Raw genomic sequence first — 13218 nt, 5'->3', positions numbered from 1 at the left:
GCAGGTCCTGCAGGACCTGCAGCAGTTCCTCGCGTTCCTCGCCCAGACCCAGCATCAGCCCGGACTTGGTGGGGACGCCCGGATGCTGCTCCCGGAAACGCCGAAGCAGGTCCAGCGACCACTGGTAATCGGCGCCCGGGCGCGCCTCGCGGTACAGCCGCGGCACGGTCTCGAGGTTGTGGTTGAAGACGTCCGGCGGAGCCTGGCGCATGATCTCCAGCGCCCGGTCCATGCGCCCGCGGAAGTCGGGCACCAGGACCTCGATCTTCGTGTTCGGGGTGCGTTCGCGGATCTCGCGGATGCAGTCGACAAAATGTCCGGCACCGCCGTCGCGCAGGTCGTCGCGGTCCACCGAGGTGATGACGACGTATTTCAGACCGAGGGCCTCGATGGTCTCGGCCAGGTGCCGGGGTTCCTCGGGGTCCAGAGGCTCCGGACGGCCGTGGGCCACGTCGCAGAACGGGCAGCGCCGGGTGCAGACTTCGCCCATGATCATGAACGTGGCCGTGCCGTGGTTGAAGCACTCGCCGAGGTTGGGGCAGCTGGCCTCCTCGCACACGGTGACCAGCTTCTGTTCGCGGAGGATGCCCTTGATGCGCTGGACTTCGGGGCGCGCCTGGCTCTGCGCGCGGATCCACGAGGGCTTGCGCTGCGGTTTCGTGGTCGGATTGATCTTCACCGGGATGCGCGAGACCTTGTCGGCGGCGCGCTGTTTCTCCCCGGGTTGCGGACGGTTCGTTGCGGTCATGGTTCGGTTCCTGCCGGTTGACGCCTCCGGGGGGCCCGGAGCCGTCAGTGTTTCCCTCAGGCGAGTTCCTGCATGAGGGCTTCGATCTTCGGCCGTGCCTTCTCCACCGCGGCCAGTTCGCCGTTTTCGTCCAGCGTGAAGCCGAGCCGCCGGATGGCCTGGAGGTTTTCCAGCGGAATGGCCCGGGCACGTTCCACCTCGGAGGCGTCGCGCAGACAGGCATTGCGCGCGATGCGCACGATGTCGGTCAGGGGCGCGGCATCGGGCTGTTCCGGCCCGCCGGAATCACGGATGGCTGCCATGATATCGGAGGCGAGCCCCCATTGCTGGGCAACCAGTTCGCCGGTCATGGATTCCAGACGCTGGATCACGTGTTCCACCTCGACGGCATCCGGTTGCTCTTCGCGCGAGGCGATTTCGCCGAGGACCGGCAGGGCGCCGACCCGGTGCAGCAGGCCGGCGAGCAGGGCACGCTGACGATCGGCTGCGCCGGATTCATCCGCCAGTACGAAGGCGATGGCGGAGATGCGCGTGGACTGACGCCACAGTTGTTCCATCAGGGTCCGGTACGGGCTCTGCCGGTCGATGAACACCTGCTGGGCGGCCAGCGCGAGCACCAGCTGGCGCGTGCGCTCGAGGCCGAGGCGCGCGATCGCATCGCCCAGGCGCGTGATCTCGCGCCGTGAGCCCATGGCCGGGCTGTTGGCGACCGATAGCAGGCGGGACGCAGTGCTGGGGTCGCGTTCGACGATCTCGGTGACCCGGCGGATCTCGATATCAGGCTCGTCGATGGCCTCCTGCAGGTGCAGGGCCACGTCGGGCAGCTGTGGCAGGGCCAGTTCGCCGGTCTGGGCCTTCTGGAAGATGTTGGCGAGCAGTTCGCCTTCCTGCGCCGTGAGGTCCACCTCGCCGACTTCCATGGCGTCGCCGACGCAGTTGAGCTGGGTCTCATAGACGTTGCGGTCAAAACGGACCAGCGTGCTGGGGCGTGCGGCGACGGCGTGGGTACGGTAGTCGTGGGGGGCGAACAGGGGCTCCAGCGCGGCCGGGTCGTCGTCCTCCACGGTGTGCGCCTTGTCGCCATGCGCCAGGACCATGCGCCCCTTCAACAGGAACACCAGGTGGCGGTATTCCTCGCGCGCATATACCTTCTGGCCGGGCTTGAGATCGATAGTCCGGGCATGGCGGATCAGTTCGCGGCGACCGCTTTCGCCGAGGTCGGCGAACGGTTTCAGTCGCGGGACGACGGGGTCGAGAGTCAGGGCTTCATGCATTGAACAGGAGCTTCAGTTCGTTCAGGTCGTCGTTGCGTTCCTCGAGGAACGGGATGGGGTCGCCCGGCGCAGGCGGGTCGATGCCCAGCACCTCGAATGCCGCGACCTCGCGGGCATCCGGGTGGGGCTTGCCGCTGTAATGCAGGGCGGCCCATTCGGCCACGATGCCGACGCTGGCGTAGTCCGGCTGTTCGGCGCGGTAGGACCAGTCGTACGCGTGTTCGGCCACCGCCACCAGGTCCTGGCCCAGATCCCAGTAGTTGATGACCAGGACCCCGGCGAGGTTCCGCAGGCGCTCGATCAGCATTCCGAGGCGCTCGGCGCCCGGGTTCTCCTCGCGCATCTCGGCGAACTGGATGATGGGCACCGCGCCGATCCCGGCCACCAGTCCGCCCAGCAGGGCCCGCTCCCGGTCGAGCAGGCGCAGCGAGTCGGCGAGCAGGTAGGCGAACGCGGAGTTCAGCACGCCTTCGCTCCATACCTCGGCCATGGCCTCGCGGGTGGCCGCGTGCTTCGCCTTGAAGGTCTGGCGCAGGGCCATGTTCATAGCCAGCATGCGGGTGTTGCGAAAGCCCAGACGGGTGACCGCCTCGCGCACTGACTGGATCTGCTGGGCGCCGCGGAACAGCGGACTGTTGGTGGCGTGCAGCAGGGCGCCGGCAATGGTGCCGTCTCGCTGGATGACCTCGGTGAGGTCGTCCATGCTGGCTTCGGGGTCGTTGGTCAGTTCCTGGATGCGCAGCGCGACCTCCGGCATGGTCGGCAGCTCCAGGCGATTGCTGGTGATCAGATCGTAGAGTTCGCTGAAAAACGCGCCCTCGGTGTCGTCCAGCTCGGTGTCGCTGACCACCACGGAAGACGAATACGCCCGTTCCAGGGCGGCCTTGGGCAGCGCGAGGATGCGGCAGGGCTGTTCGGTGAGGACGAAGTCCTGATGCCCGGGGTTGCCCTCGAACAGTTCGACCGGGACGTCGTTATCCTCGCCATCGAGCCGGATGCGTTCGGGGGTCCCGCCGACCACGCGCACCAGCTGGCCGCTCAGCAGGAACAGGTGGTGCTCGCTGGCCGCATCGGGTCGCAGGCGCTTGCCGGCGGCTTCATCGCGGATTTCGCACTGGGCGGCGACTTCGTCACGAGCGCTTTGCGACAGTCCGGAGGCCGGGTCCAGTTGCTCGAGCAGCGGGCTGATCGTCGGGGTGTCCATGGGCAGGCCTGAAATCCGTACGGTTTCCGAACAAACCCGGAGTGTACCATCGTTTTTTTCGTGTGCCGTGAGTTGAGCGTTAGGAAACGCTGACCAGCGTTTCCCCGGCGCGGGTCAGTCGCCGCGCGCTCGTCCGGTCAGGCGGTCACCGGCGTCGATCAGGCCGTGCCGTTGCAGGAACCGGCGAGCATCGTCCGCGTCCTCGTGGAACCAGGCCGCGGTGCTTCCGAGACGGAAGCTGTAACCCCAGGCGTCCATGTCGCGCATCAGCCGCTCGCGGCCGACACCGGGCAGGGCGTCGGCCAGCAGGATCTGCAGATAGCAGACGGCGCATTCCTCGAGGTCGTCGCCGCCGGCATTGGTGTGCAGGGTGGCACGGCGTTGCGAGTCCATGCACAGGGTGTGCGCGGCCTCGTGCAGGGCCGAATGCACCGGCGTGTCCGGCCGGGCGTGCACCCGCAGGCCGACGATCCCGGCCTCCGGCTCCCCCCACCAGGTGCCGGGGAGCGTGGCACCGGGTGGGTGCATGACCAGCTCCAGGCCGTAGCGCGCCAGCAGGGCGGCGAGGGCATCGGTCTGACCCGCGTCGCCGCAGCAGAGGATGTCGTGGTCGGAGGGGGTGTTCATGTGTCGGTGTCGTGGTCCAGCCCGCGCCGTTCCCGTGCGGCCCGCCGCGGGCACTCTTCGGGGTGGTCGCGGCACCAGTGGTCGACCCGCTCGGTCAGGTCATCCTGAAAGCACAGGAGGTAGAAGCGCGCCTGGTCCCGGTGGACGATCTCCGGACGCCCGAGGGCATCGACCACGCCGGTGCGCAGCGCGGCGATGATCGCGTTCGCCGCCTTTTTCTGCGGCCAGGAGGTGATCTCCCGCCAGGCCTGCGGTTCGAAGTACAGGCGCAGCAGGTCGGGCCGGGTGGTCAGCAGCATGCGCGTGACATTGCGCAGCGTGGTTTCCGCCTCGGCCCAGTCTTCCACCAGGCCGCCCTCCAGCAGGCGCTGGATCTCCTCGCGACCTTTGGGTGACAGCATGACGGCGACGCTGGCCGTTCAGCCTTCCGCCTCGGCTTCCTCCGGCGTCAGGGCCACGATCGACAGGGCGTGCAGTTCGCCGCTGTCGATCTGCTCGCGTACGGTGGCGTAGACCGTCTGGTGTTTCTTCACGCGGGACATGCCCTCGAACTGCGGGCTGATGACCCGCGCCTCGAACTTGCCTTCACCCCCGGTCACTTCGACCGACCGGGCATCGGGCAGGCCCGCGCGGATGAGTTCGGCGACCTGACTGGCTTCCATGGGGATTCTCCTGATTGAATGCACTGTCGGCACGGGATCTGGACCGCGATGATAGCGGTCGCCCGCGGACGACAGAAGAGCCCCCGCATGCGGGGGGAGACCCGGGACCCGGAGCGGCGGAACTTGTGCCCGCCCGCAGGGCTCCACCGGAGATGGAAACGTTGCGTGGCGCAGGCTGACGGGAAAAGCCAGCACTCGAGGTGTCGGTGGTTGGTCACGCGCTCATGACACGGGCTAGTATTTCAGGAACTCCTAATACACGTCGGAGGACACGACATGATCTTCAAGCAGCTGTTCGAACCCGAATCCTCGACCTACACCTATCTCCTGTCCTGCCCGGATACCGGCAAGACGGCCCTGATCGACCCGGTCCTGGAGACCGTGGATCGCGATCTGGAGGTCCTGCAGCACATGGGCCTGAGCCTGGACTATGCGATCGAGACCCATATCCATGCGGACCACATCACCGGCGGCAAGATGCTGCGCGAGAAGGCCGGCTGTCAGCTGGCCGGCCCGGCGCTGGACGAGCTTCCCTGCCGCGACGTCGGCATCCGCGAAGGCGAGCCCTTCCGCGTGGGCAACCTGGTGGTGAACCCGCTGTTCACTCCGGGGCACACCGATACCCACCATGCATATCTGCTGGATCACGTGGGGCTGAAGATGCTGTTCTCCGGGGATGCGCTGCTGATCGAGGCCTGCGGCCGGACCGATTTCCAGTCGGGCGATCCGCACACCCTGTATCGTTCGATCCACGACAAATTCTTTACCCTGCCGGACGAGACCCTGGTGTACCCCGGACACGATTACGAAGAGCGGCAGATCACGACCATCGGCCAGGAAAAGATGCGCAACCCGCGTCTGGGCAAGGACAAGCCCGAGGAAGAATTCGTGAAGATCATGAACGAGATGGACCTGCCGTATCCGAAGAAGATCGACTGGGCGCTGCCCGGCAACGAAGGCTGCGGCATCTGCCCGGACAACCTGCCGGAGGACAAGAAGCACCTCTGCGATCCGGAAGCCCAGGGCTGAGGCCTTGAGCTACGGCCGGCGGCGTCCGCGGTCATGATCCACGGGCGCCGCTGGCCCGAGCCGTTTTCCGACCCGGCCGTCGGGGCTGCGAGCCCCGGCGGGCCGGGTTTTTCTTTCGGTGGCAGCGGCGCGACAGTGCTACACTGTGCGTTTTCGTTGTGACCTTCGCGATCCCCGCATTGCGACGCAAAAGGGAAAACCCATGCACGAGATCGAGACCCTGGAAGGGCAGTTTACCGACGCTGGCGGGCGCCGCTTTGGCCTGCTGCTGGCGCGCTTCAACAGCCTGGTGGTGGAACGTTTGCTGGAAGGCGCGGTGGACACCCTGCGCCGGCATGGCGTGGCGGATGACAACATGACCATCGCCCGGGTCCCCGGGGCCTTCGAGCTGCCGCTGGCGGCCCGAACCATGGCGGGCTCCGGTCGCTACGATGCCATCATTGCTCTGGGCTGCGTGATCCGCGGCTCCACGCCGCATTTCGATTATGTGGCGGGCGAGGCCGCCAAGGGGCTGGCGCAGGTGCAGATGGAGGCCGATCTGCCGATCAGCTTCGGCGTGCTGACCACCGATTCCATCGAACAGGCCATTGAGCGCGCCGGGACCAAGGCGGGCAACAAGGGGGCGGATGCCGCCATGGGGGCCATCGAGATGGTCAGCCTGATGCCGCGCCTGCGTACCGGTGCCTGAGCGGATACGTGAATACCGTGACTGAATCCAGCGATTCCGGGTCCGCCGACCGTCCTCCGCGCGACCAGGCCAGCGCCGCCAGGGGCGGGCGCAAGCAGCGACCGCGCAGCACGCCCGAGCAGCGTGCGCGGCATGCGCGCTCGGTGGCTCGGCGGCGTGCGATGCAGGCGCTTTATTCCTGGCAGCTGACCGGGGACGACCCGAAGAACATCCTGCTCGCGTTTCGCGAAGAGGATGAGCACGCCAAGGCGGACCCCGAATACTTCCGCGAGATCCTGATGGGGGTGACCGGGGCGCACGAGGAGCTGGATGCCCGTATGCAGCCCTGGCTGGGGCGCGAACTTGACCAGCTCGATCCGGTGGAACATGCCCTGCTGTGGGTGGGCCAGTGGGAACTGGCTGAACGCTTCGAGTTGCCCTATCGGGTGGTGATCAACGAGGCGGTGGAGCTGGCCAAACGCTTCGGGGCGGAGCAGTCCCATCGCTACGTGAATGGCGTGCTGGATCGCCTCGCCAGCGAATTGCGCGCTTCCGAGATCCGTCGCTGAGGCGGAGCCTCATCGCTCGGTTCGTGGCGCATGGCGTCCCCGTCCCTGTCCGAATTCGATCTGATCCGGCGCTACTTCCGGCCGGCCGGTCCTTCCGGAGACCCGGTCGCGGACGCGCGGGTCGTGCTCGGGGTGGGTGACGATGCCGCGCTGCTGCGCCCGGATGCCGGCCACGAGGTGGTCGTCAGTACCGACACCGTGGTGGAAGGCCGGCATTTCTTTCCCGATCACCCGCCCGAGAGTCTGGGGCACAAGGCCCTGGCTGCGAGTCTCAGCGATCTGGCGGCGATGGGCGCGGAGCCGCTGGGCGTGCTGTTGTCGCTGGCGGTTCCGGAGGCCGAGGATGCCTGGCTGACGCCGTTCAGCGAGGGGTTCCTGCGACTGGCGCGTGCGATGCGGGCCCCGCTGGTGGGCGGAGACACGGTGCGCGGGCCCTGCTCCGCAGGCGTGACCGTGCTGGGTCAGGTGCCCGCCGGACGCGCCCTGCAACGCAGCGGGGCCCGGCCGGCGGATCGGGTGGTGGTGACCGGCGAGCTGGGGGGCGCCGCCATCGGACTGGCGGCCGAAATCCGGCGCCGCGACGAAGGTGCGCGCCCGCCGGATGCCAACGATCCGGTCTGTAAGCGACTCTTCTGGCCGCAGCCCCGGCTGGCGGCGGGGCTGGCTCTGCGCGAGCATGCGCATGCGGCCATCGATCTGTCGGACGGACTGCTCGCGGACCTGGAGCATGTCTGCGCCGCCTCCGGCTGCGGGGCCCGCGTCGACTGGCCGGCGGTGCCGCTGGATCCGGCTCTCGCCGGGGCGGATGCGGCGCTGGCGCGGGACTGCGCCCTGGGCGGGGGCGACGACTACGAACTGCTGCTGGCGGTGCCCCCGGAGGTGGAGCTGGCACCGCTGGCGGAGGCCGCCGGCGTGGCGCTCCACGTGATCGGGGAGTTTACCGCCGGCGACGCCATCCGCGTGGTGGATGCCGCCGGCGCGCCTCTGGACGCGAGGCGTCCGGGGCACGATCATTTCGCCGACTGACTGACGAGCGAGAAGAGGGCGGGCCACATGGTTCCAGGGATGACGAAAGCGACGATGCCGTCGGCACGCACCGTGTTCGGCGACCCCATCCATCTGCTGGCCTTCGGCTTCGGCTCCGGGCTCTCGCGCTGGGCCCCCGGCACTACGGGGTCGCTGGCCGCCCTGGTGGTGTATTTCGCGATCATGAACTTCCCCGAGTGGGCCTATCTGGCGATCACCGTGATCGTGACCATGGCCGGGTTCCACATCTGTGGGGAGAGCGCACGGCGCCTGGGCGTGCACGACCATTCGGGGATCGTGTGGGACGAGTGGGCGGGGATGCTGGTGACCCTGGCCTTCATCCCGCCCGGGATCACCCTGGCGGGTGACGCCGCCGGGCTGGTCTGGGTCGCGCTGGGTTTCTTCCTGTTCCGCCTGTTCGACATCCTCAAGCCCTGGCCGGCACGCTATTTCGACGAGAAATGGCACGACGGTACCGGCATCGTGATGGACGACGTGGTGGCCGGGCTGTACGCGGGTCTTGCCCTGATGCTGATCGTGCTGGTGGCGCAGCAGACCGGACTGGCGGCGGGTGCGCCGCCGGCCTGATTCGCGCGGCCGCTACAGCGTAACGGTGATGCCCTCCCGGGCGAGGTGGATGGCCGGTTCGCTCGCGGGGTCCGGCGGCGGATTGCGTTCCAGGGCTCGGGCGAATACGCGCTCGAGTTCAGCGTCGTCGCGCGTCGGCTCGTGGTGGGTCAGCCACACCTGCCTGACCCCGGCCTCGCGCGCGGCCCGGATGCTGGTGTCGTAGGTGCCGTGGCCCCAGCCCGTGCGGCGCGGATATTCCTCGGGCGTGTAGGCGGTGTCGATGATCAGGGCATCGGCGCCGCGAAAGAAATCGATGATCGCCGCCCGGCGCTCCTGCACCATCGCTTCGTATTCCGTATGGCCGTCCTCGCCGGGGGCGTAGATGTTGTACGGCCACTCGTGGTCACCGGTGAACACCAGCGTGCGCCCTCCGGATTCCAGGCGATAGGCGAAGTTGAGGACCGGGTGGCCCATGATCATGGGCGTGACGGTCACGCTGCCCACCTGCGTGGTCTGCCCTTCGCGCAGGGTGACATACTCCATGGTGGCCGCCAGCTCGTTGTCGCGCACCGGGAAGAACGCGTAGTCCATCTGCCGCGCGAGGACCTCGTGGATGTCGCGCTGATTCACCGGGTCCGCCGCGCCATGGATGCGGATGCGGTTGCCCGCCACGAAGATCGGGATAAAGAAGGGCAGCCCCTGGATGTGGTCCCAGTGGGTGTGGGTGATGAAGATGCTGGCCTCCAGCGGCATGTCCGCCTGCAGTTGTCGGGCCAGCTGGAAGATCCCGGTACCGGCGTCGAGGATGATCAGCTCGTCCTGCGCGCCGTGTACCTCGATGCAGGTGGTGTTGCCACCGTAGCGCACGGTCTGCGGTCCGGGGACCGGGATGGAGCCGCGTACGCCCCAGAAGGTGAATCTCATCGACTGTCCTCCTCGCTCTGCATGAACAGACGGGTGGCTTCCAGCTCCGCGCCCGGGTCATCCAGGGCCTCCGTCAATTCCGCAAGATCGGCGCCGAAACGCTCGCGAATTGGTCGCGGGAAGGGTTCGATCACCGGATTGCCGGAATCGCCGAAGTCCAGGTGACGCACGATCTGGTTGGCCGCGAACACCGTGTCGCGCAGCAGGCTCCAGTCGCCGTCGTGATCCGGCACGTGATGGTAGCGGACCGCACCGGCCAGCGTAGCGGGCAGGCCCCAGTGTTCGATCAGCAGACCGCCCAGCTCGGCGTGATCCACCCCCAGTCGCCGGGCTTCTTCCCGATGCAGCGGTACAGGACCGGCGGCCGCGGCCGCGAGGACCGGAGCATAATCCTCGCCGGCGTGTCGGATCAGCACGATCTTGCCGAAATCATGCAGCAGACCGGCGACAAAATGGTCGGTGTTCTCGCTCTCCGGAACCCCCAGGCGCCGCGCCAGCAGGCGCGCGATGGTGGCCACGCCCAGCGAGTGCTCGAGAAAGCGGCCGGTGTCCATGCCGGCGTCGTTGCGCGTGGGCAGCATGCCGACCGCCGCGATGCTGAGCGCCAGATTGCGCAGAGTGTTGAGGCCGGCGATCACCATGGCCTGGCGCACCGAGCTGACGGGGCGCGCCAGTCCGAACCACGGCGAATTGACCAGCTTGAGGACGCGCACTGTGATCACCGGATCGCGTTCCAGTGCCGCGACCAGCTCACCGGGCGAGCTGTCGGGGTTGGCGGTCAGCTCGAGGATGCGCTGCACCGATGCGGGGAATCCTGGCATGCGGTCGATCAGCCGGGTATAGCGCTTCAGGCATTCATCCCGGGCCATGGTCTGTTCTCCTCGCATTCCTGTAGCGGGTCATTTGCTCTCGCGGGTCCAGCTGCCGTCCCAGTCGGGGGGCGGTGGCTCGCGCCGCAGGTGCTCGATGCGGTCGAGGTACAGCCGGTAGAGTCCGACCCCGGGGTACGCCCCGGTCAGCCGCCGGAAGGCTTTCTCCGCCGCATCCAGATCCGCTGACCGGAATGCGTCCAGGGCCTGCGCCAGCGAATCCAGTTCGGCCTGCAGCTCGGGCGTGTGCTCCGGGGACCGGCAGACCGGCTCGAACACCCGCACCGGCCGATCGCGCCCCTTGACCCGCACGCGGTCCAGCTCGCGCCAGACGAAGCACTCGCCGGTCAGCTCCCGGGTGCGCTCGCCGACGACGATTCCGACTCCATAATACTTGCTACTGCCCTCCAGGCGTGAGGCGAGGTTCACGGCATCGCCCAGTACCGTGTACGCGCGGCGGTATTCCGAACCCATGTCACCCACGTTAACCACGCCGCTGTTGATGCCGATGCCGACATGGATGTCCGGGAGGCCCTGTGCCGTGAAGGCCTCGCGCAGCCGCGCGGTTTCCGCCTGCATCTCGAGGGCCGCCTCCACCGCGTGGGTGGCATGCTCGCGATCGTCCACGGGTGCGCCCCAGAACGCCATGACCATGTCGCCCACGTACTTGTCGATGGTCCCCCGGTGCTCGAAGATGACCCGGGTCATGGGCGTGAAATAACGGTTCAGCAGCCGCTTGAGCTGGTCGGCTTCCAGCGATTCCGACAGACCGGTGAAGCCGCGGATGTCGGAAAACAGAATACTCAGCTCGCGCGAGCGGCCCTCGAAATCGAAGGCCTCCGGATGCTCGCTCATCTGCTCCACCAGCGCGGGCGGCACGTACTGCCCGAACATCGCCTTCAGCCGGTGCCGGGTGCGCGCCTCGAACAGGAATCCCCAGCCGAGATTGAACACCGCGATCAGCACCACCGCCAGCAACGGGGACGCCAGATCCAGCACCAGGCCATGCGCCGACCACAGCCATGCGGTGAACGCGAGCAGGACACCGCCGGCGGCCAGGGACGCCGCAAGCTGGCGCAGCGGCGCCAGACGGGGCAGGACCAGGGCCAGCAGTCCGCCGGCCACCAGCAGCATGGACAGGTTGGCGCCCGGGGCCCAGGCCGGTTCGGTGAGGAAGGCCTCGTCCAGCATCGCCGCGATCAGGTTGGCGTGGATCTCCACGCCGGGGAATACGGCATCCATCGGGGTCGCGCGCAGGTCGAACAGCCCCGGTGCGGTGGTCCCCACCAGAACGATCGCCCCGGGCGGGATGCGCTCCGCGGGGTCGTCTTCCAGCACCTGCCAGGCCGATACGTACGGAAAGCTTCCGGGGGGGCCGCGGTACGGCACCAGCATGCGGCCCCGGCCGTCGACCGGCACCGTCAGATGGTCGTCGAGGTGCAGCGCCTCCAGATGCTCGCGCCGGTCGATGGTCTCGGTGGTCAGGCGGGCCTCTTCCAGGAACAGGAACTGGCGCACCGTCTCCGTGGCCAGCGAGCCGTACAGCTCTCCGTCGATGCGTGCCAGCAGCGGGGCGCGGCGCAGGGTGCCGTCGGCGTCGGGGATCAGGCTGAAGAACCCGGCCGTCGCGGCCGTTTCGCGCAGGACCGGCAGCGGCGCGCTGTAGCCGCTGGCCGGGGGCAGGGCCAGCTCCTCCACCGCAAGCGGTTCCTCCAGTGGCAATGGCTCGGGGAGGGCGCCGGAACGTGACCGCTGCTGCGCGTGAAAGACATAGCCCAGGACCACCTCGCGGCCTTGCAGGGCCCGCGCGAGCCGGTGGTCACCGTCGAGTTCCGGCGCCAGCCGGTCCAGCCGGGCCTGCAGCGCGGCGTCTTGCGGCAGGTGTTCACGGACGGTTTCGACCGGGTTGCGCTCGGCCTCGGCGAACAGGATATCGAGCGTGATGACCCCGGCCCCCGCCGCGTCGAGGCGTTCGACCAGCTCGGCAATGCGCCGGCGCGGCCAGGGCCACTGGCCCTCGCGTTCCAGCGAGGCCTCGTCGATGTCGACGATGACAATGGGAACCTCCGAATCGGTGGCCCCGCGGGCGGGCGGATGGGCCTGCATGCGCAGGTCGTAGACCAGCCGTTCGACCCGGTCCAGCGCGGGGGTCACCCCCGGGATCCCGGTCACCTGCGGCAGGGCCAGCAGGGCGACCAGCAGGACCCCGAGGGCCGTGGCATGGCGACGGGAGCGGGTTGGGTTCACTAATCCTGTTCGAAGGCGATGACGCCGGTACCGACAAATTGACCGTCCTGACGGATCTCGTAACCGGCGATGGCGCCCTCCGCGTCGGAGCCGACGAAGCGGCCTGCGAGCCGACCCTGGACATTGGTGCCGTACTCGAGCGGGATGCCGTCTGCGTGGAACTCCGTGATCGCGACCGAACCCCCGGTGGTCTGCAGCTGCTCGCCCCCTCCGAATTCCAGGGTAGCGCCGATCGTCGCGGCGCCGAAATCGACGGCCAGAGAACCCGCGTCGATTGCGAACATGCCCGTTCCCTCGATCCCCACATCCGAGTAGCTGGCCGTCCCGGTTCCGGGGAGATCGGCCGGGTCATGGATGACCCCGGTGGAGGTGATCCAGGTGAAGCTGTCGTTTCCGCCCGAATCGTAGGGTTCGATGTCGTTGAGTCGCTGGACGTCGGCATCCGTCCACCGGCCCCAGGAGACCGACGCGTCGCCGATCTCCGCGGTCCCGGTGGTCCCGGTGTCGTCACTGTCCACCACGAAGGTCTCGATCGCCAGGTCCGGGTCCAGGAATGCCTCGCCGTCCTCTGCCTGGAGCAACTGCCGGTCGTCACCCAGGCTCAGCGGCGATTGCAGGAAGCGGCCGGCGTAAAAATCGAGAGTGCCCGGCTCCGAGTACTGGCCGGTTACGAACCCGTAGGAAGCGGGCTCCGCGACCTCGGGCGGTTCGGTGGCGCGCACCGCGGACGACGGCTTCGGCGAGACCACCCTGCTGGAACACGACCGGGAGGTTTTTACCGACGCCACCGAACCGCCCGAGG

15 protein-coding genes are annotated in these 13218 nt (G+C 68.2%); 5 read left to right on the top strand and 10 right to left on the bottom strand.

Going from position 1 to position 13218, the window contains the following annotated elements:
• From lipA to B1A74_RS10450, 6 genes are all read right to left on the bottom strand, one after another.
• A partial coding sequence (gene lipA, locus B1A74_RS10475; RefSeq protein WP_077244605.1) for a lipoyl synthase occupies positions 1-748 on the bottom strand: 748 nt, incomplete at its 3' end.
• 56 nt (positions 749-804) lie between these two features.
• On the bottom strand, positions 805-2022 hold the full coding sequence (locus B1A74_RS10470) for an HDOD domain-containing protein (protein WP_077244604.1): 1218 nt from the start codon (positions 2020-2022) through the stop codon (positions 805-807).
• Positions 2015-3226 carry an HDOD domain-containing protein gene (locus B1A74_RS10465; protein WP_024329808.1) on the bottom strand — a complete coding sequence of 404 codons (1212 nt, stop codon included), beginning with the start codon at positions 3224-3226 and terminating at the stop codon, positions 2015-2017. The genes B1A74_RS10470 and B1A74_RS10465 overlap by 8 nt, the downstream gene beginning before the upstream one ends.
• Before the next feature lie 114 nt (positions 3227-3340).
• Entirely contained in the window at positions 3341-3853 is a 513-nt protein-coding gene (locus tag B1A74_RS10460; protein ID WP_077244603.1) for a hypothetical protein, read from the bottom strand.
• Entirely contained in the window at positions 3850-4254 is a 405-nt protein-coding gene (locus tag B1A74_RS10455; RefSeq protein WP_077244602.1) for a hypothetical protein, read from the bottom strand. Before B1A74_RS10455 ends, B1A74_RS10460 begins: the two co-directional genes overlap by 4 nt.
• An 18-nt stretch (positions 4255-4272) precedes the next feature.
• Positions 4273-4515, bottom strand: a complete 243-nt coding sequence (locus B1A74_RS10450; RefSeq protein ID WP_018870908.1) for a BolA family protein — start codon at positions 4513-4515, stop codon at positions 4273-4275.
• Between the two features lie 276 nt (positions 4516-4791).
• Between B1A74_RS10450 and B1A74_RS10445 the strand changes: the two genes are divergently transcribed.
• The 5 genes from B1A74_RS10445 (at position 4792) to B1A74_RS10425 (ending at position 8394) form a co-directional block, all read left to right on the top strand.
• A complete protein-coding gene (locus B1A74_RS10445; protein WP_018946238.1) occupies positions 4792-5544 on the top strand; it encodes an MBL fold metallo-hydrolase in 753 nt (250 codons plus the stop codon).
• Positions 5545-5746: 202 nt separating this feature from the next.
• Positions 5747-6232 (top strand): 6,7-dimethyl-8-ribityllumazine synthase, encoded by a 486-nt coding sequence (ribH, locus tag B1A74_RS10440; protein ID WP_018946237.1) that lies wholly within the window; start codon positions 5747-5749, stop codon positions 6230-6232.
• Positions 6233-6240: 8 nt separating this feature from the next.
• Positions 6241-6780 carry a transcription antitermination factor NusB gene (gene nusB / locus B1A74_RS10435; protein WP_077244601.1) on the top strand — a complete coding sequence of 180 codons (540 nt, stop codon included), beginning with the start codon at positions 6241-6243 and terminating at the stop codon, positions 6778-6780.
• A gap of 30 nt (positions 6781-6810) precedes the next feature.
• Positions 6811-7806 carry a thiamine-phosphate kinase gene (gene thiL / locus B1A74_RS10430; protein ID WP_077244600.1) on the top strand — a complete coding sequence of 332 codons (996 nt, stop codon included), beginning with the start codon at positions 6811-6813 and terminating at the stop codon, positions 7804-7806.
• A 54-nt stretch (positions 7807-7860) separates the two neighbouring features.
• The gene (locus B1A74_RS10425) at positions 7861-8394 is read left to right on the top strand and encodes a phosphatidylglycerophosphatase A family protein (protein WP_077244599.1); all 534 of its coding nucleotides are present in this window, start codon (positions 7861-7863) and stop codon (positions 8392-8394) included.
• A gap of 12 nt (positions 8395-8406) precedes the next feature.
• Here B1A74_RS10425 and B1A74_RS10420 read toward each other — a convergent pair whose 3' ends face one another.
• Genes B1A74_RS10420 through B1A74_RS10405 form a run of 4 tightly spaced genes read right to left on the bottom strand, consistent with a single transcriptional unit; the run spans position 8407 to position 13138 of the window.
• Positions 8407-9300 (bottom strand): MBL fold metallo-hydrolase, encoded by an 894-nt coding sequence (locus B1A74_RS10420; RefSeq protein WP_077244598.1) that lies wholly within the window; start codon positions 9298-9300, stop codon positions 8407-8409.
• The gene (locus B1A74_RS10415; protein ID WP_077244597.1) at positions 9297-10169 is read right to left on the bottom strand and encodes an HDOD domain-containing protein; all 873 of its coding nucleotides are present in this window, start codon (positions 10167-10169) and stop codon (positions 9297-9299) included. Before B1A74_RS10415 ends, B1A74_RS10420 begins: the two co-directional genes overlap by 4 nt.
• 30 nt (positions 10170-10199) lie before the next feature.
• A complete protein-coding gene (locus tag B1A74_RS10410; RefSeq protein ID WP_077244596.1) occupies positions 10200-12416 on the bottom strand; it encodes a CHASE2 domain-containing protein in 2217 nt (738 codons plus the stop codon).
• The gene (locus B1A74_RS10405; RefSeq protein ID WP_143592256.1) at positions 12416-13138 is read right to left on the bottom strand and encodes a HupA family protein; all 723 of its coding nucleotides are present in this window, start codon (positions 13136-13138) and stop codon (positions 12416-12418) included. The genes B1A74_RS10410 and B1A74_RS10405 overlap by 1 nt, the downstream gene beginning before the upstream one ends.
• Positions 13139-13218: the final 80 nt, after the last annotated feature.

Source organism: Thioalkalivibrio halophilus, from assembly GCF_001995255.1.
GTDB lineage: Bacteria > Pseudomonadota > Gammaproteobacteria > Ectothiorhodospirales > Ectothiorhodospiraceae > Thioalkalivibrio > Thioalkalivibrio halophilus.
The sequence above is the reverse complement of the archived record's forward strand: the minus strand, read 5'-3'. Positions and strand labels throughout refer to the sequence as shown.